Source organism: Streptomyces sp. NPDC093109 (genome assembly GCF_040701725.1).
GTDB lineage: Bacteria > Actinomycetota > Actinomycetes > Streptomycetales > Streptomycetaceae > Streptomyces.
This window is the reverse complement of record NZ_JBFBEZ010000025.1, coordinates 45788-71322: the sequence shown is the minus strand read 5'-3', so window position 1 is coordinate 71322 and position 25535 is coordinate 45788. Positions and strand designations below refer to the sequence as shown.

The 25535-nt window shown below is 73.2% G+C and carries 26 protein-coding genes; 17 read left to right on the top strand and 9 right to left on the bottom strand.

Going from position 1 to position 25535, the window contains the following annotated elements; translation table 11 throughout:
* Window positions 1-19 precede the first annotated feature (19 nt).
* The 5 genes from AB0389_RS23605 (at window position 20) to AB0389_RS23585 (ending at window position 6453) form a co-directional block, all read left to right on the top strand.
* Window positions 20-1423 carry an SDR family NAD(P)-dependent oxidoreductase gene (locus AB0389_RS23605; RefSeq protein ID WP_366397504.1) on the top strand — a complete coding sequence of 468 codons (1404 nt, stop codon included), beginning with the start codon at window positions 20-22 and terminating at the stop codon, window positions 1421-1423.
* 263 nt (window positions 1424-1686) lie between these two features.
* Window positions 1687-1860: a hypothetical protein gene (locus AB0389_RS23600; protein WP_181957574.1), complete on the top strand. Its 174-nt coding sequence runs from the start codon at window positions 1687-1689 to the stop codon at window positions 1858-1860.
* A 164-nt stretch (window positions 1861-2024) separates the two neighbouring features.
* Window positions 2025-3158: a DUF6777 domain-containing protein gene (locus AB0389_RS23595; RefSeq protein ID WP_366397443.1), complete on the top strand. Its 1134-nt coding sequence runs from the start codon at window positions 2025-2027 to the stop codon at window positions 3156-3158.
* Between the two features lie 39 nt (window positions 3159-3197).
* Entirely contained in the window at window positions 3198-5270 is a 2073-nt protein-coding gene (locus tag AB0389_RS23590; protein ID WP_366397442.1) for a SpoIIE family protein phosphatase, read from the top strand.
* A gap of 118 nt (window positions 5271-5388) precedes the next feature.
* Window positions 5389-6453, top strand: a complete 1065-nt coding sequence (locus tag AB0389_RS23585) for an aldo/keto reductase (RefSeq protein ID WP_366397441.1) — start codon at window positions 5389-5391, stop codon at window positions 6451-6453.
* Window positions 6454-6471: 18 nt separating this feature from the next.
* Here AB0389_RS23585 and AB0389_RS23580 read toward each other — a convergent pair whose 3' ends face one another.
* Window positions 6472-7191, bottom strand: coding sequence for an alpha/beta fold hydrolase (locus tag AB0389_RS23580; RefSeq protein ID WP_366397440.1), 720 nt, complete (start codon window positions 7189-7191; stop codon window positions 6472-6474).
* 130 nt (window positions 7192-7321) lie between these two features.
* On the opposite strand from AB0389_RS23580, the gene AB0389_RS23575 reads away from it, so the two are divergent.
* On the top strand, window positions 7322-8194 hold the full coding sequence (locus AB0389_RS23575) for a DNA-formamidopyrimidine glycosylase family protein (protein ID WP_366397439.1): 873 nt from the start codon (window positions 7322-7324) through the stop codon (window positions 8192-8194).
* A gap of 28 nt (window positions 8195-8222) precedes the next feature.
* Here the strand turns inward: AB0389_RS23575 and AB0389_RS23570 are convergent, their stop codons facing one another.
* Entirely contained in the window at window positions 8223-8891 is a 669-nt protein-coding gene (locus AB0389_RS23570; RefSeq protein ID WP_366397438.1) for a zf-HC2 domain-containing protein, read from the bottom strand.
* Window positions 8892-9013: 122 nt separating this feature from the next.
* Between AB0389_RS23570 and AB0389_RS23565 the strand changes: the two genes are divergently transcribed.
* From AB0389_RS23565 to AB0389_RS23550, 4 genes are all read left to right on the top strand, one after another.
* On the top strand, window positions 9014-9766 hold the full coding sequence (locus tag AB0389_RS23565) for a LytTR family DNA-binding domain-containing protein (RefSeq protein WP_366397437.1): 753 nt from the start codon (window positions 9014-9016) through the stop codon (window positions 9764-9766).
* 131 nt (window positions 9767-9897) lie between these two features.
* On the top strand, window positions 9898-10197 hold the full coding sequence (locus AB0389_RS23560) for a hypothetical protein (RefSeq protein ID WP_366397503.1): 300 nt from the start codon (window positions 9898-9900) through the stop codon (window positions 10195-10197).
* Window positions 10194-11660, top strand: coding sequence for a cation acetate symporter (locus tag AB0389_RS23555; RefSeq protein WP_366397436.1), 1467 nt, complete (start codon window positions 10194-10196; stop codon window positions 11658-11660). The genes AB0389_RS23560 and AB0389_RS23555 overlap by 4 nt, the downstream gene beginning before the upstream one ends.
* Complete coding sequence (locus tag AB0389_RS23550) at window positions 11657-12850, top strand: histidine kinase (protein WP_366397435.1); 1194 nt, start codon at window positions 11657-11659, stop codon at window positions 12848-12850. Before AB0389_RS23555 ends, AB0389_RS23550 begins: the two co-directional genes overlap by 4 nt.
* Window positions 12851-12944: 94 nt before the next feature.
* Here AB0389_RS23550 and AB0389_RS23545 read toward each other — a convergent pair whose 3' ends face one another.
* A complete protein-coding gene (locus tag AB0389_RS23545; RefSeq protein ID WP_366397434.1) occupies window positions 12945-13466 on the bottom strand; it encodes a hypothetical protein in 522 nt (173 codons plus the stop codon).
* Between the two features lie 123 nt (window positions 13467-13589).
* On the opposite strand from AB0389_RS23545, the gene AB0389_RS23540 reads away from it, so the two are divergent.
* Window positions 13590-13805, top strand: coding sequence for a zf-HC2 domain-containing protein (locus tag AB0389_RS23540; RefSeq protein ID WP_366397433.1), 216 nt, complete (start codon window positions 13590-13592; stop codon window positions 13803-13805).
* Here the strand turns inward: AB0389_RS23540 and AB0389_RS23535 are convergent.
* Window positions 13742-14395 (bottom strand): sigma-70 family RNA polymerase sigma factor, encoded by a 654-nt coding sequence (locus AB0389_RS23535; protein WP_366397432.1) that lies wholly within the window; start codon window positions 14393-14395, stop codon window positions 13742-13744. The two genes, AB0389_RS23540 and AB0389_RS23535, sit on opposite strands and share 64 nt — an antisense overlap.
* 263 nt (window positions 14396-14658) lie before the next feature.
* On the opposite strand from AB0389_RS23535, the gene AB0389_RS23530 reads away from it, so the two are divergent.
* Complete coding sequence (locus tag AB0389_RS23530; protein ID WP_366397431.1) at window positions 14659-15840, top strand: CapA family protein; 1182 nt, start codon at window positions 14659-14661, stop codon at window positions 15838-15840.
* A 32-nt stretch (window positions 15841-15872) separates the two neighbouring features.
* On the opposite strand, the gene AB0389_RS23525 is transcribed toward AB0389_RS23530, so the two are convergent.
* Window positions 15873-16337: a universal stress protein gene (locus AB0389_RS23525; protein ID WP_366397430.1), complete on the bottom strand. Its 465-nt coding sequence runs from the start codon at window positions 16335-16337 to the stop codon at window positions 15873-15875.
* A gap of 135 nt (window positions 16338-16472) precedes the next feature.
* Here AB0389_RS23525 and AB0389_RS23520 point away from each other — a divergent pair, with 135 nt between their 5' ends.
* Window positions 16473-17357, top strand: a complete 885-nt coding sequence (locus AB0389_RS23520) for a polysaccharide deacetylase family protein (RefSeq protein ID WP_366397429.1) — start codon at window positions 16473-16475, stop codon at window positions 17355-17357.
* A gap of 76 nt (window positions 17358-17433) precedes the next feature.
* Here the strand turns inward: AB0389_RS23520 and AB0389_RS23515 are convergent, their stop codons facing one another.
* Complete coding sequence (locus AB0389_RS23515) at window positions 17434-18096, bottom strand: class F sortase (RefSeq protein ID WP_366397428.1); 663 nt, start codon at window positions 18094-18096, stop codon at window positions 17434-17436.
* Window positions 18097-18407: 311 nt separating this feature from the next.
* On the opposite strand from AB0389_RS23515, the gene AB0389_RS23510 reads away from it, so the two are divergent.
* Window positions 18408-18893: a hypothetical protein gene (locus tag AB0389_RS23510; RefSeq protein WP_366397427.1), complete on the top strand. Its 486-nt coding sequence runs from the start codon at window positions 18408-18410 to the stop codon at window positions 18891-18893.
* A gap of 97 nt (window positions 18894-18990) precedes the next feature.
* Here AB0389_RS23510 and AB0389_RS23505 read toward each other — a convergent pair whose 3' ends face one another.
* The 3 genes from AB0389_RS23505 to AB0389_RS23495 form a co-directional block, all read right to left on the bottom strand.
* Window positions 18991-19545 carry a hypothetical protein gene (locus AB0389_RS23505; RefSeq protein ID WP_366397426.1) on the bottom strand — a complete coding sequence of 185 codons (555 nt, stop codon included), beginning with the start codon at window positions 19543-19545 and terminating at the stop codon, window positions 18991-18993.
* Between the two features lie 188 nt (window positions 19546-19733).
* Window positions 19734-20498 (bottom strand): hypothetical protein, encoded by a 765-nt coding sequence (locus AB0389_RS23500; RefSeq protein ID WP_366397425.1) that lies wholly within the window; start codon window positions 20496-20498, stop codon window positions 19734-19736.
* 112 nt (window positions 20499-20610) lie between these two features.
* On the bottom strand, window positions 20611-21009 hold the full coding sequence (locus AB0389_RS23495; protein WP_366397424.1) for a hypothetical protein: 399 nt from the start codon (window positions 21007-21009) through the stop codon (window positions 20611-20613).
* Between the two features lie 336 nt (window positions 21010-21345).
* Here AB0389_RS23495 and AB0389_RS23490 point away from each other — a divergent pair, with 336 nt between their 5' ends.
* The 3 genes from AB0389_RS23490 to AB0389_RS23480 all read left to right on the top strand — a co-directional run bounded on the left by AB0389_RS23490 (window position 21346) and on the right by AB0389_RS23480 (window position 25532).
* The gene (locus AB0389_RS23490; RefSeq protein ID WP_366397423.1) at window positions 21346-22347 is read left to right on the top strand and encodes an SCO0930 family lipoprotein; all 1002 of its coding nucleotides are present in this window, start codon (window positions 21346-21348) and stop codon (window positions 22345-22347) included.
* Window positions 22348-22554: 207 nt separating this feature from the next.
* Window positions 22555-23367 carry an SAM-dependent methyltransferase gene (locus AB0389_RS23485; protein ID WP_366397422.1) on the top strand — a complete coding sequence of 271 codons (813 nt, stop codon included), beginning with the start codon at window positions 22555-22557 and terminating at the stop codon, window positions 23365-23367.
* Window positions 23364-25532 carry an EAL domain-containing protein gene (locus tag AB0389_RS23480; protein WP_366397421.1) on the top strand — a complete coding sequence of 723 codons (2169 nt, stop codon included), beginning with the start codon at window positions 23364-23366 and terminating at the stop codon, window positions 25530-25532. The genes AB0389_RS23485 and AB0389_RS23480 overlap by 4 nt, the downstream gene beginning before the upstream one ends.
* The last annotated feature ends 3 nt before the right edge of the window (window positions 25533-25535 follow it).

Here is a 25535-nt window from a genome sequence, read left to right as displayed (position 1 = left end):
CGGCATCGACCCCGACCGGATGGCCGTCTGCCTCGCCGTCCTCGGCGAGCTCGACCAACTGGACGTCGACCACCCCGACGCGATCGCCGTCCGCCGGGCCACCGCCGGGATCTACCGCACGGTCAAGCAGCGCCGCCGCCAGGAGCGCCGGGCCGCCAAGACCGCGCACGACAAGGCCGTCACCGAGGCCACCGCCACCGGCTCCGCCGAGCGGATCGACGACGAGACCCAGGGGCTGCTGCCCTCCTCCTCGGCGAGCGGCGAGATCGCGGGCATACTCCAGCGCCCCCGCTCCTGCTACATCTGCAAGACCCGGTACGTCGAGGTCGACGTCTTCTACCACCAGCTCTGCCAGGCGTGCGCCGCCGAGAACCGGGCCCGCCGCGACGCCCGTACCGATCTCACAGGACGGCGCGCGCTGCTCACCGGCGGCCGGGCCAAGATCGGCATGTACATCGCGCTGCGGCTGCTGCGCGACGGCGCGCACACCACCATCACCACCCGCTTCCCCGGCGACGCGATCCGGCGCTTCAAGGCGATGGAGGACAGCGCGGACTGGATCCACCGCCTGAAGATCGTCGGCATCGACCTCCGCGACCCGGCGCAGGTGGTCGCCCTCGCCGACGCCGTCGCCGCCGAGGGCCCCCTCGACATCCTGATCAACAACGCCGCGCAGACCGTACGCCGCTCCCCGGGCGCGTACAGCGAACTCCTCGCCGCCGAGTCCGCGCCGCCGCCCGCCGGCGAGCTGCCCGCCTCCCAGGTCATCGGCGCCTTCGGCAGCGGCGCCCAGGCCGTGCTGCCCGCCGCCGGGGTCGCGCCGCTGAGCGCCTCCGACGTCACCGGGCTCGCCCTGGTCGGCGGCTCCGCGACGCTCGCGCGGATCGAGGCGGGCACCGCGATCGACGCCGGCGGTCTCGTACCCGATCTGCACGACTCCAACAGCTGGGTGCAGACGGTCTCCGAGGTCGACGCGGTCGAGCTGCTCGAAGTGCAGCTGTGCAACTCCACGGCGCCGTTCATCCTGATCAGCCGGCTGCGCCCGGCGATGGCCGCGGCTGCCGCCGCCGGACGCGCCTACGTGGTGAACGTCTCCGCGATGGAGGGCGTCTTCAGCCGCGGTTACAAGGGCGCGGGCCATCCGCACACGAACATGGCGAAGGCCGCGCTGAACATGCTCACCCGCACCAGCGCGCAGGAGATGTTCGAGACGGACCGCATCCTGATGACGGCCGTCGACACCGGCTGGATCACCGACGAGCGCCCGCATCCGGACAAGATGCGCCTCGCCGACGAGGGCTTCCACGCCCCGCTGGACCTGATCGACGGCGCGGCGCGGGTTTACGACCCGGTCGTGCGCGGCGAGAGCGGCGAAGACCTCTACGGCTGTTTCCTGAAGGACTACGCGCCCGCCAACTGGTAGACCGTCACCGGCCCGTCGGTCCACCGGAAGGGGGCCGATTGGCCGGAACGTCACCCGAAAGCCAGCCCTATCGAGCGCATGACCGCTCATCTGGTTACTCTGGTGTCCGCGGGCGGCCAAGCGATCACTTCAGGGGGTACACCATCCCCATGGCCGCACCGCTGGGACAGGCCCACCACCAACGGCCGTTCCCGTCCGAAAAACGGCGCCACCGCGACGGAACCGCCCCTGTCCCAGAGTTGCGCGACACGAAGGAGTGCGCGGTGACACCAGAAGTCGAACGGTACGAGGAACGTCCGGCGGAGTCCGCCGAACGGCACCGCCGGGGGCCCGACAAGATCGGGAACCTTGAGGTGTGGGCCCGGTCCGCCCCGATCAGACTGGCCGGTTACGAGGAGGACCTCGCCGAGCCGCACATCCTGCCGGGCGTCGACTGACCCGTCCGTCCCGGCCCGGCCCCGTTCGCCGTCCGGTCCCGTACCCCCGCATCGGCCGGGTACGGGACCGGACGGCGTAGTGCGTACCGCCTCCGCTTGCGGGCCGCCCGTACGTCCGGCAGATATGGAGCGACATCGCTGGAGGACCAGAACGGGAGATCCGGGTGCGCTCACTCATCCGTCGTCGCTACGCCACGCTCGCCGCGCTGTCCGCGGGAGTGCTGATCACGGCAGGCTGCGGCGGGAGCGGCGGGGCGGACTCCTCGGCGGACCGGGAGCTGTACCTCCAGCCGGCCGCCGCCGCGGGACCCGACCCGTTCACCCGGCCGGCCGCCGCCCCCGCCGCCCCGGCCCCGGAGACGTCCCGGACATCCCGCGACACCGCGTCGCGGGACAGCCCGGCGGGCGGCGGGCCGGCCGGCGCCGTACCCGGGGAGCGCCGGGCCGGCGCCGTACCCCGTACCCCGCGCGCGCTGCCCGGCTCCACGCCCGGGCTGTACGAGGGAACGGCCACCGCCGGCTGCGCCGTCGCGCGGCAGGTGCGGCTGCTCACCCAGGACCCGGCTACCTCCCGCGCCTTCGCCCAGGGCGCCGGGATCGGCAGGGAGTCCGTCCCCGGCTTCCTGCGCGCCCTCACCCCGGTCACCCTGCGGGCCGACGTCCGGGTCACGGACCACGGCCACCGCGCCGGCGCCGTCACCTCCTTCCAGGCCGTCCTGCAGAAGGGCACCGCCGTGCTGGTCGACGGCCGGGGGCTGCCGCGGGTCCGCTGCGCGTCGGGGAACCCGCTGAGCCCGCCGGTCGCAGTCAAGGGGTCGGTGGAGTACCGGGGCGACCGCTGGCCGGACTACCGGGCCGAACGGGTCGTCGTCGTACGGCCCTCCGAAGAGGCCCTGGCCGGTCTCGTCATCGCCGACACGGCGGGCGGCGGCTGGCTGGAGCGGCGGATCGGCACCGACGGCGGGGAGGACATCGTCCCGGCGGTCCCGCCCGCGTACGGTCCCGAGGCCGATGTGACCGACGCCGACGCGGTCCCGCCGCCGGACGCCCTCGTCCCGGCGGCCCCGTCCGCCGCGCCCTCCGCCGCTTCCTCCCGGGGAGCGAACCCGCCGGACCGGGGCGCGGACCCGGGCGCGGTTCCGGTCCCGGACGCGGACCCGGTCGGTGGCGATGCCGGGGCCGGTGACGATGCCGGGGACGGTGAGCTGTTCGGTCCGCTGCCGGAGGGGGAGCAGCCCGGCGCGGACGGCGGGGCGGACGGCGGGGTGCTCACCGGCCCCGACCCCTTCCAGGGCTGACCGCTCGAAGAATCCGGCAAATGATGACAAAGTGTCTCCATGGCTGAACGGGCAAGGGGTCCCCTGTCGCTCCCCGACGACTGGCCCGTCCACCCGGACATCAGTCTGTCGCTCAACCGGATGGGCACCTTCGACTGGGACATCGCCAGCGGGCTCCTCCACCTCGACTCGCCGGCCCTCGACGTCCTCGGTCTGCGCCCCGGCGAGTTCGACGGCCGGATCCAGGGCCTGGCGCCCTGGATCCCGCAGAGCGAGGTCAACCGGCTCGACCTGGTGGTCGAGCAGGCGTTCCGCGACGGCAGCGCGAACTACGGGGCGTACGTCCGGGTGCGGCGGCGGGACGGCACCCTCTACTGGGCCCACACCCAGGGCGCCATCCGCCGCGACGAGGACGGCCGGCCCTTCCGCGTCATCGGCGTCATCCGCGACGCCACCCAGGAGCTGGCCGACTCGGCCGCCCGGCTCGAACTGAACGCCGTGCGCCGGGTGCAGACGAGCGTCGTGGAGGGCACCACCGCCGCGCTCGCGCACGCCAGAACGGTCCAGGACGTCATCGACGTCCTCAAGGACTCCCGCGGCCTCGCTCACCTCGGCGCCACCAGCCTGGTCATGGGCCTGATGGAGGCCGGGCGCATCCATCTGGTCGCGGAGGGACCCGAGGGCTCGTACGTGCCGGGCACCCGGGTCACCCGCACCGACGAGGGCTATCCGATGAGCGAGGTGGTACGGACGCTCGCGCCGCGCTTCATCGAGTCCGCGGCCGAGTTCGCCGAGTCCTACCCGCTCCTGTGGCCGCACATCGGCGAACTAGGCATCCACAAGGCCGCGTATCTGCCGCTGATCGCCCAGGCGCGCCCCATCGGCGCCCTCGGACTGCTCTACACCGACCGGGGAGGCTTCACCGCCGAGGACCGCAATCTGCTGGTCGCGCTCGGCAGCAGCATCGCCCAGAGCCTCCAGCGCGCCGTGCTCTTCGAGCAGGAGCACGATCTGGCGGAAGGGCTCCAGCAGGCGATGCTGCCGCGCCGTATCCCCGCCGTGGAGGGCGCCGAGATCGCCGTACGGTACCGGTCCGCCCGGCTCGGCCGGGACATCGGCGGCGACTGGTACGACGTGATCCCGCTGCCCGGCGGCCGGGTCGGCGCGGTCATCGGCGACGTACAGGGCCATGACACGCACGCCGCGGCGGTGATGGGACAGCTCCGCATCGTGCTGCGCGCCTACGCCGCCGAGGGGCACATCCCGGCCACCGTGATGGCCCGCGCCTCGGTCTTCCTGCACGAACTCGACACCGACCGCTTCGCCACCTGCGTCTACGCCGAGGCCGACCTGACCACCGGGCTGATCCAGCTGGTCAGGGCCGGGCACGTCGATCCGCTCGTCAGGGAGGCCGACGGCAGCTGCCGCCGGCTGCTGGTGCCCGGCGGGCTGCCGCTCGGGCTCTCGGCCGCCTTCGGGGCGCTGGACTACCCGGTGGAGACCGTCGAGCTGGACCCCGGCCAGACCCTCCTGCTCTACACCGACGGACTGGTGGAGCAGCCGGGCGCCGATCTCGACGACGGGATGCAGCTGCTCGCCTCACTGGTGGGGGACGGGCCGCGCGATCTCCAGCTGCTCGCCGACCGGCTCTGCGAGGTCGTCGACGCGCGCGGCGGCGAGGACGACGTCGCCGTACTGCTGCTGCGCCGGGGCGGCGCGCGGCCCGTCCGCTCGGCCGGCCGGCTCCAGCGGTACGTCCCGCAGGGCGACCCCGAGGCGCTGTCCACGGTGCGCCACATGATCAGGGCGGCGGTGACCGCGTGGGGCGCCCGGGAGAGGTCCGACGAGATCGAGCTGACCGCCGACGAGCTGATCACCAACGCGCTGATGCACGCGAGCAGCGCGGCGACCGTGATCGTACGGGTGCTGCCGGGCCCGGAGCGGCGGATCAGGGTCGAGGTGGAGGACGGCTCCAGCGCCCTGCCGCACCGCCGTGACGCGGGGGAGTCGGGCACGTCGGGGCGCGGACTGCTGCTCGTGGACCGGCTGGCCGACGGCTGGGGCGTGGAGTCGCGCGGCAGCGGCAAGTGCGTGTGGTGCGAGTTCCGGGTCCCCGACCGGCCGGCGCGGTGAGCGGAACCGGCCGGCGCGGTGAACGGAGAGTTTCGCGGAACAAGGTGTTGACGGCGCCAGTCATCCGATGAATATTCGGACCTCGACAGACGACGGGGACAGACGTCAGGGGCGGCGGATGCGGTACACCACGCTGGGGAACAGCACGGTCCGGGTGACCGGACTCTCCTTCGGAGCCGCCGGGATCGGCAATCTCTACACCCCGGTCGGCGAGGAGGAGGCACGGGCGGCGGTCGACGCGGCCTGGGACGCGGGCATCCGCTACTTCGACACCGCGCCCCACTACGGCCTCGGCCTCTCCGAACGCCGGCTCGGCGCGGCCCTGCGCGACCGGCCCCGCGACGAGTTCACTGTCTCCACCAAGGTCGGCCGGCTCCTGGAACCCGCGCCGGGCACGGGCGGCGCGCTCCCCGTCGGGGACGATCTGGGCAACGGCTTCGCCGTGCCGGCCACCCACCGGCGCGTCTGGGACTTCAGCGCCGACGGCGTACGGCGGAGCATCGAGGAGAGCCTGCTGCGCACCGGCCTCGACCGCTTCGACATCGTCTATCTGCACGACCCCGACGACCACGCGGAAGCCGCCCTCACCGAGGCGTACCCGGCGCTGGAGCGGCTGCGCGGCGAAGGCGTCATCGGCGCGATCGGCGCCGGGATGAACCAGAACGAGCTGCTCACCCGGTTCCTCCGCGACACCGACGCCGATGTTGTCCTGTGCGCGGGACGCTTCACCCTGCTGGACCCGTCGGCGCTCCTCGAACTGCTCCCCGAGGCCGCCGCGCGCGGCCGGAGCGTCGTCGTCGGCGGGGTCTTCAACTCCGGGCTGCTCGCCGACCCGCGCCCCGGAGCCACCTACGACTACACCGCCGCTCCGCCCGGACTCGTCGACCGCGCACTGCGCATGGACGCCGTCACCCGGCGGTACGGCGTTCCGCTGCGCGCCGCCGCCCTGCGCTACCCGCGGCGTCACCCGGCCGTGGCCACGGTCCTGACCGGCACCCGCTCGGCGGCGGAGGTACGGGACGCGGCGGCGCTGGCGGACCGTACGATCCCCGACGACCTGTGGGCCGAACTGCGCGCGGAGGGACTGCTGTCCGAGGAGTCCGAGGCGTCCCTGGAGTCCGAGGCGTCCCTGGAGTCTGCGGCATCCCTGGAGTCCGTGGAGTCGGGGGAGGCCGCCCGATGACGCGCCGCGTCCACGGCCTCACACGCGCCGCACCGGCTCCGCCCGGCCCCCGGTCGCCCGCAGGAACGCCTCTCCGACCACCTCCGGGAACGGGTTCATCCCCAGCAGCGCGGTGACCGATCCGGTGGTCAGCGCGTGCCACGTACGGGCCCGGCGCAGCATCGCGTGATCGCTGCCCGAGAGCAGCACGGCGCAGGCGTCCGAGCCCGCGGCCCTGGCCCGGGCGGCGAGTTCCACGCTGGCGCGCGGATCGGTCACGCGGTCCCGGTCGCTGTGGAGCAGCACCACCCGGCGGCCGGCGAGCTGCTCCACCGGCTCGTCCGGCGGGCACCAGGGGGCGAGCCCCACCACCCCGGTCACCCGCTCGTGCCCGGCGGCTGCCAGCACCGCCCGGCCGCCCATCGAGTGCCCCACCAGCACCACCGGTACCGTGCCCACGAGCTGGGCCAGCTCGTCCAGCGCCCGGAGCGCGTCGCGCGCCGCGTCGGCACGGCTGCCGTTCCACCCCCGGTGCCGGTAGCGGACCCGGCCCACCACGACATCGCACCCCTCGGTGGCCTTCAGCACGGAACGGGTGAACGGCAGCATCCGGGTGGCCGCCGGGTTCAGCCGGGCGGGCGGAGCCATGCTGTCGGCGCGCCCGCCGTGCAGCAGCAGCACGACGGCGCGGGGCCGCGCGGCCGTTCTGTCGAGGACCAGGGCGGGCCGGACGGCGGTTCGGCTGTCGCTCTTGGGCACGTGGGCCTTCCTTCCTGCGGCGGTGCTCCCTGGGAGCACCTCTTCCCGGTCTTCGTGGCCGAGGCGGTCCGGGATTGCCCGGGCACGGTCCCACCGGGCGTTCGCGCGGGGCCTGCGGCACGCTGGATGTATGCCGGAAGTACCCGAGGTCGAAGCATTGCGAGAGTTTCTCGACGGCCACCTGGTGGGCAAGGAAATCGTCCGTGTCCTGCCGCTGACGGTCAATGCCCTGAAGACGTACGATCCCCCACTCGCCGCGCTGGAGGGCGCGACCGTCACGGAGGTCGGCCGGTACGGCAAGTACCTCGACATCGTCGCGGACGCCCCGGCCGGCGCGCTGCATCTGGCGATCCATCTGGCCCGCGCGGGGTGGCTGCGCTGGAAGGACTCGTTCCCCGCCGAGCCGCCGCGGCCGGGCAGGGGGCCGCTGGCCCTGCGTACCGTACTCGCCGGCGGCGACGGCTTCGATCTGACGGAGGCGGGCACCGCCAAGCGCCTCGCCGTCCATCTCGTACGCGATCCGGCCGAGGTCCCCGGGATCGCCCGGCTCGGCCCCGATCCGCTCGCCGCGTCCTTCGACCGGGCGGCCCTCGCGGCGCTGCTCGCGGGCGAGCGGCGGCAGATCAAGGGCGCGCTGCGGGACCAGCGGCTGATCGCCGGGATCGGCAACGCGTACAGCGACGAGATCCTGCACGCGGCGCGGATGTCGCCCTTCAAGCCGGTGCGGAATCTCACCGAGGACGAGATCACCACGCTGTACGAGGCGCTGCGCGACACCCTGCGCGAGGCCGTCGAGCGCTCGCGCGGGGTGGCCGCGGGCCGGCTGAAGGCGGAGAAGAAGAGCGGGCTGCGGGTGCACGGCCGGACGGGCGAGGCGTGTCCGGTCTGCGGCGACACCGTCCGGGAGGTGTCCTTCAGCGATTCCTCGCTCCAGTACTGCCCCACCTGCCAGACGGGCGGCAGGCCGCTCGCCGACCGCAGAATGTCCCGGCTGCTCAAGTAGGGCCGCCCCACTGTCCCGGGGCGGCAGGTCATTCGGCGATGGCCACCACCAGCCGTCCGTCCGAGGCCCGTACTTCGAAGCGCGCGATCTCTCCCGGGCGCAGCGCCGCCCCGCCCCGGGTGACCAGCCGTCCACCGTCCCGCGTGTGCGACGCCCAGGTCATCACGGTCTCCTTCGAGCCGTCGCGGCCCACCGCGACCAGGGCGCACACATCGGAGGCTCCGGGGCGTACCAGTTCGAGGCCGACGTCCGTACCCCAGTCCGTCTCCGCCGTCGTCACGACGGCCGAGGTGCCGGTGGCGCCGTCCGAGGCGGTCCACCGTACGGTCCCGGGCACGGCAGGGTCCTGCCGGTCGGGCGGCGCCGCCCCGAGGACGGCGAGGGGGCCGCCCACCATGAGCACCGCCGCGGCGGCGGCCAGCACGAACCGCCGCCGGCGGTTCCGGCGCCGGCCGGCGGCCGTACGGTCGAGCAGCCCGGTCAGCAGCTCCGGGCTCGCGACAGCGTAGGGCGCCACCTCTGCCGGGGTCTGGCGGGCGTACTGGTCGAGCTGCGCCTTCACTCCACCGAAGTCGGCCAGCAGCAGCGTGCACTGCGGGCAGACCATCAGGTGATCTTCGAAGCGGAAGGCGTCCGAGGCGTCCAGCACCCCGAGTGCGTAGGCGCCGACATCACGATGGAGGTCCAAGGTCCGCATGTTCTCTGTTACGCAGTGAAGCGCGGAATCACTCAAACCGTCCCGCCCCCGAATTCAACTCGTTCCGGGCCCCGCTCCTTTACCCACCCCCCCATGTGACGGTCGGTCTACACTCCGGCCTCATGCTGCGCGTACTCGCTGTGGACGACGAAGAACCGGCCCTCGAAGAGCTGCTCTATCTGCTCAGGGCCGACCCCCGCGTCCGCACCGCCGAGGGGGCCACCGGCGCCACGGAGGCGCTGCGCCGCATCGGGGCCGCGCTGGAGGCGGGGCCCGGCGGGGCCGGGGCCGTCGATGTCGTCTTCCTCGACATCCACATGGCCGGACTGACCGGGCTCGACGTCGCCCGGCTGCTGGCCGGCTTCGCCGAGCCCCCGCTGATCGTCTTCGTCACGGCACACGAGGGCTTCGCCGTCACGGCCTTCGACCTCAAGGCCGTCGACTACGTACTCAAACCCGTCCGCAGGGAGCGCCTCGCCGAAGCGGTGCGCCGCGTCGCCGGACTCGTGGGGGAGCGCGCCCCGCTGCCCGAGCGGGCCCCGGCCGCCGACCAGATCGCGGTCGAACGGGGCGGGGTGATCCGCCTCGTCGCCGTCGCCGACATCGCCTACGCCGAGGCGCGCGGCGACTACGCCCGGCTGCACACCGGCACCGGCAGCCATCTGGTCCGGATACCGCTCACCACACTGGAGGAGCGCTGGGGGCCGCGCGGTTTCGTACGGATCCACCGCCGTCATCTCGTCGCGCTCGACCGCATCGACGAACTGCGCCTGGACGCGGGCGCGATGAGCGTCCGCGTCGGGGACGCCGAGCTGGCCGTCAGCCGCCGGCACGCCCGCGCGCTGCGGGAGCTGCTGATGCGGCGGCCCCGGTGAAGGACCCGAGGACCGGACCGGGCGAGCCCGCGCCCCCACCGCCGTCCACACCCCCGTCCACACCCCGGTCCGCGCCCGTACCCGCGCCGCGCCGTGAGGTCGTCACCGGCGAGCCCCGGCGCGTCCGCCCGCTGCCCCGCTACCGCGCCCAGGCCGAGATCCGGGAACACACCGCGCTCGGCGACGCCTATGTCCGCTCCCTCATGCGCGGCCAACTGCGCGCCGGACTCACGGTGTTCGGCGTCCTCGCGCTGACCGCCGGCACCCTCCCGCTCGCCTTCGCAGCGCTGCGCGACGCGACCGCCGTCTGGGTGGTGCTGGGCTTCGCCGCGTACCCGCTGCTCACCTTCGGCGGCTGGTGGTACGTACGGCGCGCCGAGCGCAACGAGCGCGACTTCGCCCGGCTCGTGAAGGGCCGGCCCGCCCCGTGAACCAGAGCTACCCCGTCACGGCCGTCGCCGTCGTCGTGCTCGCCACCGTCCTCATCGGCGGCTTCGGGCTGCGGATATCCCGTACCACCTCCGACTTCTACGTCGCCTCCCGCACCGTCGGGCCCTCCCTCAACGCCGCCGCGATCAGCGGCGAGTACCTCTCCGCGGCCTCCTTCCTCGGCGTCGCGGGACTGGTGCTGCTGCACGGCCCCGACATGCTCTGGTACCCGGTCGGCTACACCGCCGGCTATCTCGTCCTGCTGGTGTTCGTCGCCGCCCCGCTGCGCCGCTCCGGCGCGTACACCCTCCCCGACTTCGCCGAGGGACGGCTCGAATCACGCGCCGTGCGCCGGCTGGTCGGTGTCTTCGTGGTCGGCGCGGGCTGGCTCTATCTCGTACCCCAACTCCAGGGCGCCGGGCTGACGTTGAAGATCCTCACCGGCGCACCCGGCTGGTTCGGCGGGGTGCTCGTCGCGCTCGTCGTGGTGGTGGCCGTCGCGGCGGGCGGCATGCGCAGCATCACCTTCGTCCAGGCGTTCCAGTACTGGCTCAAGCTCACCGCGCTGCTCGTCCCCGCCGTCTTCCTGCTGACGGCCTGGTGGGGCGACGGACGGCCGCGCCCGGACGCGGCCCTGGCCGCCGCCGTCGCCGTCCGCGCCGACCACCCGCTCTACGCCACCTACGGTCTGATCATCGCGACCTTCCTCGGCACGATGGGGCTGCCGCACGTCGTCGTCCGCTTCTACACCAGCCCCGGCGGCCGGGACGCCCGCCGCACCACCGTGGCCGTACTGGCGCTGATCGGCGCGTTCTATCTGCTGCCGCCCGTCTACGGGGCGCTGGGCCGGCTGTACGTCCCCGTGCTGCCCCACGGCACCGACGCCGACGCCACCGTGCTGCTGCTGCCCGCCCGGGCGCTCGGCGGGCTCGCCGGTGATCTGCTCGGCGCGCTGGTCGCGGGCGGCGCCTTCGCCGCGTTCCTCTCCACCGCCTCCGGGCTGACCATGGCCGTCGCGGGGGTCCTCACCCAGGACGTGCTGCCCGCGCGCGGGGTACGGCAGTTCCGGCTGGCCACCCCGATCGCCATGGCCGTACCGCTGGGCGGGTCGCTGCTGGTCGCAGGGGCGCCCGTGGCCGACTCGGTGGGCATGGCCTTCGCGGTCTCCGCGTCGTCCTTCTGCCCGCTGCTCGTGCTGGGCATCTGGTGGCGGGGGCTCACCCCGCCGGGGGCCGCCGCCGGACTGCTGCTCGGCGGCGGTCTCTCGTTCGCCGCGACGGTCATCACGGTGACCGGGACCGTACGGTCGGGGTGGCCGCACGCGCTGCTCGCCTGGCCCGCCGTCTGGTCCGTGCCCGTCGGCTTCCTCGCCATGATCCTCGTCTCGCTGGCCACCCGGAGCCGGATACCGGCGGGCACGAACGCCGCGATGGCCCGCTTCCATCTGCCGGAGGGCCTGACATGAGCGGCTCCGCTCTCGCCGTACTGATCACCCTGGGCCCGCTGCTCGTCGCGGGCGGTTTCCTCCTCGGCCGGCGCACCGCGCCGCACGGCCGCACCAGCGATGTCGGCACCCCGGTGGAACACGCCACCTTCGAGACGCTGCACACCGCCTCGCTCGCCGCGCCCCCGCTGCGCGCAGGTCTCACCGAGGAGAGCGCCCGCAAGGCGGCCCGCCGGCTGCGCTCGCTGCTCGGCACGGACGCGCTCTGCCTCACCGACCGGGAGCGGGTCCTCGCCTGGGACGGTACGGGCGACCACCACGGAGCCCGGGTGATGGAGCGGATCGGGGGGCTGCTCGACAGCGGTCGCGGTACGGCCTTCGCCGACGCCTGCGACGACCTCGACTGCCCGCGGCGCTGGGCCGTGGCGGCCCCGCTGACCGTCGACCACCGGGTGCTCGGCACGCTGGTCGCGTACGCGCCGCGCGAGTCGGCGGTGCTGGCACGGGCGGTCGGTGAGGTGGCCCGCTGGGTCTCCGTACAGCTGGAACTGGCCGAGCTCGACCGCTCCCGCACCCGGCTGATCGAGGCCGAGATCAAGGCGCTGCGGGCGCAGATCTCACCGCACTTCCTCTTCAACTCGCTGGCCGCGATCGCCTCGTTCGTCCGGACCGACCCGGCCCGCGCCCGCGAACTCCTGCTGGAGTTCGCCGACTTCACCCGCTACTCGTTCCGCAGCCACGGCGACTTCACCACGCTGGCCGACGAGTTGCACTCCATCGACCAGTATCTGGCCCTCGTCCGGGCCCGGTTCGGTGAGCGGCTCTCGGTCACCCTCCAGATCGCCCCCGAGGTGCTGCCCGTCGCGATGCCGTTCCTCTGCCTCCAGCCGCTCGTGGAGAACGCGGTCAAGCACGGTCTCGAAGGGGCGGACGCCACCGCGAGCCGGATCACCATCAGCGCGCTCGACGCGGGCGCCGAGGCCGAGGTGGTGATCGAGGACGACGGCGTCGGCATGGAGCCGGACCGGCTGCGCCGGATCCTGCGCGGCGAGGGCGGCGCCTCCACCGGGATCGGGCTGCTCAACGTGGACGAACGGCTGCGCCAGGTGTACGGGGACGCGTACGGCCTCGTCATCGAGACGGGCGTCGGCGCGGGTATGAAGATCACGGTACGCATTCCCAAGTACCGCGCGGGCGTGCACGGCAGCTGACGCGCGGCAGACCTGCGGCTGTCTCGCCGCTGCCCCGCGGTTCACTCGCGGCTGTCGCGCGGCTGTCGCGAGGCTTTCGCGGTGGCGCGGGTCCTCAGAACAGATGGATCGCCAGATGCCCCAGCGGCAGCCCCAACTGCCAGGCGGGCGTCCACACCTGGGGCCCCTCCGCCTCGTCCGCGGTCGGCGGCCCCGCGCCGTACGGGCCCATCGCGTCGAGGTCCGGCGCCAGCAGCTCCGTCTCCTCCAGCCACCGCCAGGCCGTCCCCGCCAGCGCCAGATCCGGATCACGGGTCCCCGAGCCGGCCTCGAAGTCGAGCGCCTCCAGCCGGTCGAGCCGCGCGCAGACCCACTCCCGCCAGCTCGTGCCGTACGCGGTGAGCGAGCGCCACTCCTCCATTCTGGCCACCACGCGCGGTCCGCCCACCGAGCCGTCGGAGAGGAAGATGGTCAGCGCCAGCGCGTCCCGGCCCGCCCGGTACTCCAGTGTCGTCGGTGGCATCAGATCACCGGTGCGCAGGAGCTCGTCGGCGATGTACTCCGCGTACATCCACGCCATGGGGACGAGCAGCCCGCCACCGCCGGTCCCTTCCCCTTCAGTGCATTCCGGACGCATCGATTTTCCGCCTTCCTTCCGTCCCCCCGAAACCTGCTTAAGGGAGCATTGAACCGGCGGCAGCCGCTCCGCGTGGCCAGAAGAGCAGGATCGGTCGGCTGACGGGAGCGGATTGTGACGGGTGTGGCCGACGGTGAGAACGCCGACGATGGAGCGGACGATTCCGGCCCACATGTACGGTCGCTTCTCGGCGTCTATGTACTCGGCGCGCTGACGCCCGGGGAGGGCCGCCGGGTCGCGGACCATCTGGCGGAGTGCGACGGATGCGGCGCGGCCTATGGGGAGGTGGCCGACACGCCGTCACTGCTCGGACTGCTGGACGAGGACGACCTGCGGTGACCGGAACCGCAGCCGGGCCTGTCGCCGGTCCCGGCGCCGGCCCCGTCGCCGCTCCTGCTGTAGCCAGGCAGCGCGTGCGCCAGGGCCCGCAGCGCGTAGTACGTACGGGACTTGACGGTGCCCGGCGGAATGCCCAGCACCCGCGCCGCCTCGTTGACGCCGAGCCCGCGGAAGTAGATCTGGACCAGCACGGCGCGGTGCTCCCCGCTCAGCGTCCGCACCGCCCGCCGCACGTCGAGCGCCGCGACCGCGCTCTCCGTACGGTCCTCGGGGTCGGCCGTGGCGGCCAGCACCGCGTCACCGACCTCCGGCGGGCGGGCCAGCCGGGATCTGCGCGCGTCGATGGCCAGCCGGCGGGCGACGGTGAAGAGCCAGGGCCGCATCGACTCGAAGGGCGCGTCGAACGCCTCGGGGTGGAGCCAGGCCCGTAGCAGCGTCTCCTGGACGAGGTCCTCGGCGCGCTGGCGGTCGCCGTAGACCAGGCCGAGCAGGAAGTGCAGCAGGGCGGGGCCGTGCCGGTGCTGGAGTTCGGCCAGGGCCCGCTCGTCGGTGGTCCCGTCGGCCGTGCGTGTCGCGGTAGCGGTGGTCATCGTGGGCCGCCCTTTCTCGCCGGTGTCGCGGTGTGCCGTGCGGCGTATCCGAACCCATGGCGGCGCCGGGGGACAGACAGCGGGCAGAGATCTGCGACGAGCGGTCGCTCACTGCGACGAGTGGTGCGGTGAACGGTCGGGGGACGGCCGCCGGCCGCCGTTCGGCCCTATTCGGGCGTGGTGTCGGGTTGGTTACTTGACATCCATTTATATGACTATATGGATTCAAGGGATCGGTATCCCCGGACCCCGGAGCCCCACCCATGACACAGCGTGTGCGACAGGGAGCAGTGGCCGCCGTGGCGCTGCTCATGACGGCCGCGGCGGCCTGCGCGGCCCCCCGGACACCACCGGCCCCGCCAGGACCGCCGGGCACCGGCGCGCCCGCCCCGGCGCAGCGGCGCGGATTCACCCTGGTCGCCTCGGGCGATGTCCTGCCGCACGACTCGGTGATCGACCGGGCGCGCGCGGACGCGGGCGGCTCCGGACACGACTTCGCGCCGATGCTCGCCGGCGTACGGCCCGTCGTCGCCGCGGCGGACGTGGCGATCTGCCACATGGAGACCGTGGCCGGGGAGGAGGACGGCCCCTTCAGCGGCTACCCGGCCTTCGTCTCGCCGCCCGAGGTGGCCCAGGGGCTCAGGGACACCGGCTACGACTCCTGCTCCACCGCCTCGAACCACAGCCTCGACGACGGCTCCGCCGGGGTACGGCGCACCCTCGACGCCCTCGACAGGGCGGGCGTACGGCACACCGGATCGGCCCGCTCGGCCGCCGAGGCGAACCGCCCGGCCACCCTGACGGCGGGCGGCGCCCGGATCGCCCAACTCGCCTACACCTACGGCACCAACGACTTTCCGCTGCCCGACGGAGAGCCCTGGGCGGTCGCGCTCATCGACGAGAAGAAGATCGTCGCCGACGCCCGCGCGGCCCGGCGCGCCGGCGCCGATGTCGTCGTGGTCAGCCTGCACTGGGGCACCGAGTGGCAGACGGCCCCCGACGAGATCCAGCTCGGCCTGGGGAAACGGCTCACCGCGTCCCGTACCGGCAACCGCCCCGACATCGATCTGATCCTCGGCACCCACGCCCATGTCCCGCAGGCCTACGAGAAGGTCAACGGCACCTGGATCATCTACGGGATGGGCGACCAGATCGCCGGGATCATGACCAATGACGACGGCGAACTCGACGGGCGCGGCAACCAGGGCTCGATCGGCCGGTTCACCTTCGCGCCGCCCGCCGCGCCGGGAGAGCGCTGGCCGGTACGGAAGGCGGAGTTCGTCCCGCAGCTGATGGACACCGGCGCGGGCCGCGTGGTGGATCTGCGCGACGCCGTACGCGCCGACCCGGACCGCGACGACTACGCCACCGCGCTCGCCGAGATCAGCGCCGCCGTCCTGAGCCGCGGCGCTGCCGCCGACGGACTGGCCCTGGGCCGCGGGTAGCCCCGGGGGGGGGCGGGCGGTCCCGAGCCGGGTTACGGGACGACGGTCACCGGCCAGCGCCCCGCCTTCACCAGCCGCACCGCCACCGACCCCACGAACCGGTGCCCCGCCGACTCCGAGGCGCCCACCACCACGGCGTCCGCCGTCAGCTCGTCCGCCGCCGTGACCAGGCCGCTGTACGGGTCGCCGTGGAAGGTGTGGAACTCCCAGCGCAGATCCCAGACGTCCTTGACCCGTTCTATGGCCACCCGGATCTCCTCCGCCAGCTCCTCCGCGATCTCCGCGGTCGTCCCCGCCACCGGTATGCCGAGGGACGCGCCGGCCGCCATGACGGGCTGCACATAGACGACGGCCAGCAGCGCCTTCTGCCGCCGCGCCAGACCACCGGCGTAGGCGGCGGCGCGGTACGAGGACGACGAACCGTCCACACCGACGACGATCACCTTCGGGCCGTCGGTCCCGCGTTCGAACTGGGTGGGCTGCTGCTGGTCGGTCACGGCACGCAGGGTATCCGTTCCCGGTGGCGTACCCGACCGGCGCCCCGGCCGGGCCGCTCCTCCCATCGGGTGTTTTCCCCCGGGCGCCCGGTGTGGGGGAGCGGCGTGGCGCGTGCGCCGTGCAAGCCATTGGTCATGAAGAAGGATCAGATGCTTCCGGGGCGGCGCGCCGCCCTGCGGATCGGCGCGTGTCTCGGGGTGGCGGTCAGCGCCCGGCTGCTGACCGCCGGGCAGGCACAGACCCCCGGCCGCGCCGCCCCCCTGCCCCCGACCGCGGGACCACCGCCCGCGGCACCTCCCGCCGCGCCTTCCGCGGGACCGGCCGCGGGACCGCTCGCGAGCGCCCGGCTGCGGTCCTCCGCGTACCGGCTCCAGCCCATGACGGAGGGCGCGCGCTCCGGCTTCCGCAGGGCCGCGACCCCGGTCCGGGTACGGCCCGTCCTGGAACTGCCCGAGCTGGGCCGGACCATGGTGCTCACCTTCGACGACGGACCCGACCCCGCGTACACGCCCGCCATCCTGAGCACCCTGCGCCGGTACGACGTCCGCGCGATGTTCCTGGTCTGCGGCGAGATGGCGTACGACAACCCCGACCTGCTCCGGCGCATCGCCGACGACGGCCATGTCGTCGGCAACCACTCGTGGTCGCATCCGCAGATGACCCGGCTCACCCGCTCCGGCATCCGCCGCGAGATGGCACGGACCAGCGATGTGATCGAGGAGACCATCGGCGAGGCACCGCTCTGGTACCGCGCTCCCTACGGCGCCTGGAACCGGCACTCGTTCGAGATCGGCGCCGAACTCGGCATGGAACCGCTCGGCTGGACCGTCGACTCGCTGGACTGGACCACCCCGGGCACCAGCACGATCGTCCGCCGTGTGGTGGACGGCGCGGGGCCCGGGGTGGTCGTCCTGTCGCACGACGCGGGCGGCGACCGCTCGCAGAGCGTGGCGGCGCTGCGCCGCTATCTGCCCCGGCTGCTGGACGCGGGCTACCGCGTCTCCGTACCGCACCGCTGACCCCGTCCGGGAGCGCGCCGCGCCCCTGACCACGCCGCCGGTACGCGGTGCGGTCAGGGGCGCGGCCGGTGGCCGGTCAGTCCGTGCCGACCAGCCGGGCGAAGACGACGACGTTCCCGTCGTAGCCGCCCGCCTTCGAGTAGCCGCCGCCGCAGGTGATCACCCGCAGCTCGGCGTGGCCGGTGTCGCCGTAGACCCGGGAGCCGGGGAAGTCGTTCTTGGCGAACACCTCGACGCCGTAGATCTCGAACTCGGCGGTGCGGCCGTCGTACCGGTCCACCTCGATGTGCTGCCCCCGCTCCAGCGAGCCGAGTCCGTAGAAGACGGCGGGCCCCTTGCGGTTGTCGACATGGCCGACGACCACGGAGGTGCCGCGCTGGCCCGGCGCGACGCCGTTCTGGTACCAGCCGGCCAGATTCGGGTCCTGCGCGGGCGGCGCCGCGATCCAGCCGTCCGGGTCGAGACCCACGTCCACGACCGGCGTGTCCACCTTGAGGGCGGGGATCCGCACCCGGGACATCGGGGCGTACGGCAGCGGTCTGACGGCCGGGGCGGTGCCGGTCGCGAGCGCCGCCGGGTCGGGGCGGGCCACCGGCGCGGCGGCGGCCGCCGGCTGGGGCGGCCCGAGCGGCCCGTCGATCCCGTTCCGCATGACGGCGATCCCGGTGAGCATGACGAGAGCCAGTACGCCCCAGGGCGAGCGCTTCCTCGACTCCGGAGCGTGATGGACCCGGCCCATAGTTCTCCCTTCGTGGGCACCTGCGGGCACGGTAAGCGCACGGTGCCCGAGCGGCGATCACTGGCGTGCGAACGGGTGGTGCGGCCGGGTGGGATGACCCATTGGAGGGCTCGGCGCCCAGATTTTTTCTGACGGTCCGTGACCTGCGGGTCCGTCAGGCACGGACGGGGTACGACGGCGTGTCGCCCCACCGGCGCGGACCGTGCCGAAATGCGGCGTTCCGGTCGCGCGGTGAGGGTTCGTCATGGAAGGCGTACTCGTCGAATCTCCCGGAGCACCGCTTTGGGGCGTCTTCCGCTGGAGGTTCAACGATGCGTGCTTCACGCGCTCTCGCGGTGACCGCGACCGCCTGCGCGGCCGTGGCGCTCTCCGCCCCGCTGGCCGTCGCCACCAACGGTCCGAGGAATGTCACCGTCAACCCCTTCGAGGTCCACCAGGGCGGCACGATCCACATTCGCGTCGAAGGCTGCGGCCACGGTGGCAGCGTCACGTCCAACGCGTTCTCCCGGGTGGAGCTGTCGGACAACGAGTCGGGGCACTCCTCGGCCCGGGCCCGGATCCACGAACGCACCACGCCGGGCCACTACAACCTGGCCGTCCGGTGCAGCGACGACGACCGGGTCGCGACCCACCAGTTCCGGGTGGTGGAGGGGCGCGGCGCGCTCGGTGGCCTCGGCGGTTCCGTCGGCCCCAGCTCCACGGACATGGCGGTCGGCGGCGGGCTCGTCGCGGTGGCGGCCGTCGCGGGCTCGCTCTTCGTCGCCCGCCGGCGCCGGACGAGCGGCGCGAGCGTCTGACGGTGTGACGGCGTGACCGCGCGGAACGCCGGTCGCCCCGAGTCCTGGTGGAGGCTCGGGGCGACCGGCGTTCCCGTGGCGCGGTGTCCGCGTTTTCTCAGTGTCCGCGGCTCGCCGCGGTACGGCGGCGGGCCGCGTGGACGGCGCCGGCGGTGGCCACGACGACCAGTGCCGTACCGGCCGCCAGTTCGCCGTTGGTGACCCCGCCGACGCTTCCGCCCAGACCGCCCCTGACCCCGGCGGGCGCGATCGCGGTGGACGCGGCCGTCGGGGCCGTCCGGGCGGGAACGGGCACGGCGGCCGGGGCCCTGGTGGCGCCCGAGACGGTGAGAGTGGTCCGGCCCGTCACCCCGTTGCAGGTGAAGGTCACCTGATGGGCCGTGCCGGCCTTGGCGTCCCAGTCCACCGTGGCCAGGGCCGTACGGCCCGAGGGGATGTTGACGGTGTCGAAGACGCCGGAGGAGGCGGTGGCCGTCGAGGAGCAGTTCGTGACCCCGAGGGTCACCCGGCCGCCCGGTGCGACCGTGGCGGGGGTGACGCTGAATCCGAACGGGGTCGTGCCGCCGTCGACCGCCGCCGTCGCGGTGGGGGCGGTCAGGGCGAGCGCGACCGCTCCGAGCAGAGCGGCGGACGCGGCACGTATCGCGCGCATGGTGAATCCTCCGGGTCCCCGAGGAGCAGCTGCGGAACCGTTTTCCACACATACCGTTACATGCGCCTCGATGCCGGAAACGCTAGAAGCGCGATATCACAGCCGCGATCGCTGACGGTCGAATGGGGCACGGGAGTCCCCCGGCCGGCGGACCCCCGCGCCCCGGAACATGCTCCGGACGTCTCTCCTCAGGACCCGAGGTGCGGGAACAGATCGAGGAAGGGCGCCGGGGTCGCGCCGATGCCCCGGCCGTAGGGCGCGTCGAAGTCCCAGATCAGGAAGAGCAGGAACGCGATCAGCACACTGAACAGGCCCGCCAGGAGCAGCTCGCGGAAGGTGCGGCGGATCTGGAGGAGGAAGATCAGCCCCACGGTCACCACCGCGCCGGTGATGAGGCCGAACCAGACCACCGCCGGCATGGTGGGCCCGGCGTTCTCGCCGCGCACCCCTCTGGCGTCGTCCACGGCCGCCACCTGGTCGACCAGCGGCTGGTACGCCTGGCCCTCCAGCTCCGTACGCGGTACGAACCGCGTCACGTCGGCGCGGAGCGTGTTGAGCAGTTCGGTGCCCTTCGCGTTGAGCGTCTGGTGCTCGGCCATGTGCGGCCACTCCTTGTGGACGACGTACGTGACGTACGCGTCCACGTCGGCGCGGATCCGGTCCCGCGCCTCGGCGGGATAGACCTGCACCCGCTGGCTGATCTCGTGCAGGGCCTGGGCCTCCTGGCGTACGGAGTCCTGGGCCGCGGCGCGGCCCTCCCAGACGCCGGCGATCGCGAGGCCCAGGACGATCGCGTAGATCACGCCGATCATCATCGTCATGTAGTCGAGGACGTCGGGGGTTCCGCTGGTGTCGTCGTCCGGGCCGAACCGGCGGCTGTTGAAGACGACGATGGTCAGGACGACCGCGCAGGAGGCGGCCATCGCGAGGGACAGAACGAGCCATTCCGACATGAGTGTCTCCGTGGATCAGCGGGAACGGGGGCGCAGCACGGCGACGGCGAGCACCGCCGGGGCCGTGAGCAGGAGCATCATCAGGACCGGAGAGGTGTGGTTCCGCGGCTGGTCACGGGTCGCCTCGCGGTACGCGGGCAGGGCGACCGCGGTCGGGGTGGGAGTGGCGGACGGGGTCGGTTTCGGCGTGGGTTTCGGCGTGGGTTCGGGCGCGGGCGGCGCCGGTGCCGGAGGGGCCGGAGGCGGCTGCCGTACCTGTACGGGCGCGGGCACCGGTGCGGGCGCCGGCGCCGGAGTCGCCTTCGGTGGCCGGGGCGTCGGCCGCGCGGGCGGCGGCGGTGGCGGCGGCTTCGGTACGACGGGCGGTGGCGGTGCCGGTGGCGGTGGTGGCGTCGGCGGTGGTGGCGGCGTGGGCGGTGGCGGTGGCGGAGGAGGCGTCGGGGGAGGCGGGGGCGTCGGTGGGGGCGGCGGGGTCGGCGGCGGACAGTGGCCGTCCCCCGCCGACGCCCACGCGGAGCCGCCGGAGCCGCCCGCGCCGACCGAGGCGTAGGCGCAGCTGTCCGCGGCGGCGGGCGCGGGGGCGGCCGTCAGAGCTATGAGTGCGGCGGCTGCGAGCAGCCGGCCGGCGAACGATCCGTACACGGGCGGGAGCCTGTTCCTCTTCCGGCCGCGGCACGCGGAAAACTGAGCAGATTCCCCCGGATAGGGGGTATTTGGCGGTGGTCTCACAGAGCCTCAGAAGTTTTTTCCGGCCGCGTTGAACGCGAGCCCACCCCAGCTCCGTACTTAGGGCCATGAAGCAGCGCACATGGGCGCCGCAACTGGCCAACTGATAACAGGAGTCGACATGAACACCTGGCGGAACGCCTCGCTCGCGGTGACCGCGGCGGCCGTACTGGCCCTGACGACGGCGTGCGGTCAGGATCAAGGCACCACCAACGGGCAGTCCGTCGGCGCTGTGAGCCCGGCCGACGCGGGCTCCGGCTACGCCGGGTCCGGCTCGTCCGGCTCCGGCTCCGGTTCCGGTTCCGGCAGCGACTACGGCTCCGACGCGGGTACGGCGAACACGGCGGCCACCAAGCCGGCCGGCCAGCTCGCCGTCGCCACCAACGCGAAGGTCGGCAAGGTCCTCACCGACGGCGAGGGCTTCACGCTCTACCGCTTCGACAGGGACACCGCCAGCCCGCCGAAGTCCAACTGCGAGGGCGACTGCGAGGCGGCCTGGCCGGTGGTCACGGCCGACAACGCCAAGGCCGCGGCCGGTACGGACGCCCAGCTGCTCGGTGAGGTCACCCGTGCCGACGGCACGAAGCAGCTCACCGTCGACGGCTGGCCCATGTACCGGTACGCCAAGGACACCGCCGCCGGTGATGTCAACGGCGAGGGCGTCGGCGGCACTTGGTTCGCCTCGGCCCCCGACGGCTCGAAGGCCTCCGGCGGTGCCGGCGGCGCCGCCACCGGTGGCGGCGACACGGCCCCGGCCGACCTGAAGGGCCTGTCGGTCCGCAAGGACCCCAAGCTCGGCGACATCATGGTCGACTCCAAGGGCATGACGGTCTACCGGTTCACCAAGGACACCGCGTGGCCGATGAGCACCGCCTGCACCGGTGAGTGCCTCGACAAGTGGCCGGTTGTCGCCCCCGTCGACAAGAACGATGTCGCCGACGGCATCCTCAAGAAGGGCTTCGTGACCTTCGACCGTCCCGACGGAATCAAGCAGCAGACCATCAACTGCTCGCCGATCTACACCTTCGCCAACGACAAGAAGCCCGGTGACACCAACGGTCAGGGTGTCGGCGGCACCTGGTTCGCCGTTACTCCCGACAATGAGCTGGTCAAGACCAGCTAGTCGTCATCGCGCCGCGTAAGCGCCGGCCGTTCGGTCCGCCGTCACACATCCCCGTGTGGCGGCGGACCGTCGCATTGCCGCCGGTGTGTGACCAAGAACGGATCGTTAATTTCCGTTTGGGCTCGCTCTCTTGGCGGTCGATCAGTAGCCTCGGCTCGAACAACCGGCCATGTACATGGCTGTCCGTGGCGACTGTTGGAGACATCGATGGAGCGTCCCGCCTGGGCCCCGCAGGGCATCGACATATCGATGCCGAGCGTTTCCCGCATTTACGACTACTATCTGGGCGGTTCGCACAATTTCGAGGTGGACAGGGAAGCGGCCCGTAAGGCGATGAGTTTCATGCCGGGGCTTCCCACGATCATGAAGACGAACCGGGCCTTCATGCGCCGGGCGGTGAAATTCGCCCTGGACGAGGGCGTTACCCAGTTCCTCGACATCGGTTCCGGCATTCCCACCTTCGGCAATGTCCACGAAGTCGCCCAGGGCGGAAACCCCGACGCCAAGGTGCTCTACGTCGATCACGACCCGGTCGCCGTCGCCCACAGCCGGGCGGTGCTCGAAGGCAACACCAACGCCGCCGTCATGAGCGCGGATCTCCGCGATCCCGGCACGATCCTCAAGAGCCCCGAGACGGCCGCCCTGCTCGACCTGGAGCGGCCCGTGGCACTGCTGCTCGTCTTCGTCCTGCACTTCCTGGAGGACAAGGACGAGCCGTACCGCGCGGTGGCCGAACTGCGCGAGGCGCTCGCGCCCGGCAGCCTGATCATCCTCACCCACGCCTCGTACCACGGTGTCCCGCTCTCCCAGGAGACGGCGGGCGGCGCGGTCGCCGTCTACAAGGACATCCGCAACCCGCTGGTCATGCGGACACGCGAGCAGACGGCCCGCTTCTTCGACGGCTTCACCATGGTCGCGCCCGGTCTGGTGGCCATGCCCGACTGGCGCCCCGACTCCCCGGCCGAGGAGGAAGATCCGTACGCGTTCTCCGGCTTCGCCGGTGTGGGACGCAGGGCGTGAGGGTGCCCGAGCCGGCGGGGGCGGCGACGGACCCCGACGGCCTGGAGGACAGACTCAGGCGTTTCGCGACGATCTGGAGCCGGGCGATCTTTCCGGCGACGGCCACGTCCTTGACGCGCCCCGAATTCGAGACGCTGCTGCTGCCGCTGGCCCGTGAGCTGCGGGACGCCCTGCACGCGTACCCCTTCGACACCGCGCCGGCCACCCGGGTCGGCACCGCCCTCGTGGCGGGACACTGCACCGACCCCGAGGCGCTCGGCCGTACGCTCGGCGTGGTCGACTCCTATCTGGTCCTGTACTGCGGCGCGGACGAACTGCCCGCCGAGGAGGGCCGGGCCCGCTGCGCCCGGCTCCAGCACTCCCTGGCCGCCGGCTTCGCCCAGGCGCTGCGCGAACGTACCCTCGCCGAGCAGGAGGCCATCGCCCGCTCCGCGCTCACCGCGCGCAGCCACGCCGAGTCCGCGCTGCACGCCACCGAGGCGCGCTTCCACGCCGTGTTCGAGGGCGCCGCCATCGGCATCGGCATCGCCGACCTGGACGGCAAGGTGCTGGAGGTCAACGACACCCTCACCCAGATGTTCGGCGGCCTCGAACACCATGTGCGCAGCCGGAACGTGAGCGAGTGGGTCCACCCCGAGGACGCGCCCCACGTCTGGCGGATGTACGGCGAGCTGGTGCGCGGGGAGCGGGAGCACTTCCGCGTCGAGAAGGCGTTCTACCGCAACGACGGCACCGTGCTCTGGACCAATCTCACTCTCTCGCTCCTGCGCGACGCCGAAGGCATGCCGCAGTACCAGCTGGCGCTGATGGAGGACACCACGGAGCGGCGGCTGCTCAATCTGCGGCTGCGCTACGAGGCCACCCACGACGCCCTGACCGGACTGCCCAACCGGACGCTGTTCGCCGAGCGCCTGGAGAAGACCCTCGCCGCCGGCGACGGCGCCCGCTTCGGCCTCTGCTACCTCGACCTCGACGGCTTCAAGGCCATCAACGACAGCCTCGGCCACTCCTCGGGCGACCGGCTGCTGGTCGAGGTCGCCGACCGGCTCCAGAGCTGCGCCACCGCGTCGGGGGAGATGGTGGCCCGGCTCGGCGGCGACGAGTTCGTGGCGCTGACCAGCGGACCCGACACCCGGACCGGCGTCGCGGAGCTGGCCGCCCGGATCCTCGGGGTGCTGGCCGCGCCGATCCGGATCGAGGGCCGGGAGTTCACCGTACGGGGCAGTATCGGCGTCGTGGAGGGGCCCGCGGCGGGCCGCAGCCCGGCGGAGGTGCTGCGCAGCGCGGACATCACCATGTACCGGGCGAAGGCGGCGGGCGGCAACCGCTTCGAGCTGGCCGACCCGGAGGCGGACGCGCGCGCCATCACCCGGCACGGACTGACCACGGCGCTGCCGGCGGCGCTGGAGCGCGGCGAGTTCTTCATCGAGTACCAGCCGCTGGTACGGCTCGCCGACGGCACCGTGCACGGCGCGGAGGCGCTGGTGCGCTGGTCCCACCCGCAGCACGGCGTCCTCGGCCCCGACCGGTTCATCCCGCTCGCCGAGCACACCGGGCTGATCGTGCCGCTGGGCCGCTGGGTGCTGGAACAGTCCGTACGGCAGGCCCTGTTCTGGCACCAGCAGCTCCCGGAGGGGTCGGCAGGGGCGCCGCCGCGCGTCAATGTGAACCTGTCGCCCGCCCAGCTGCACCACCCCGGGCTGGTCGCCGACACCGTCGAGGTGCTGGAGCGGATCGGTCTGCCGCCGGGCGGCCTCTGCCTGGAGGTCACCGAGTCGGCGCTGATCGGCGCGGACGAGGACCTGCTCAAGCCGCTGCGCCAGCTCGCGGAGATGGGCGTCGACATCGCGCTGGACGACTTCGGCACCGGCTACTCGAATCTCGCGAACCTGCGCCGGCTGCCGCTGAGCGTGCTCAAGCTGGACCGTTCCTTCACCCAGGGGATGCAGCAGCATCCGGCGGATCCCGTCGATCTGAAGATCGTCGAGGGCATCGTCTCGCTCGCGCACAGCCTCCAGCTGACCGTGACCGTCGAGGGCGTGGAGACGGGCGCGCAGGCGGACCATCTGCGCCGGCTGGGCTGCGACACCGCGCAGGGCTGGTACTACGCCAGGCCGGGACCGCCCGAGCAGCTGCACACCCTGCTGCTCGCGGACGCGGTCTGACGC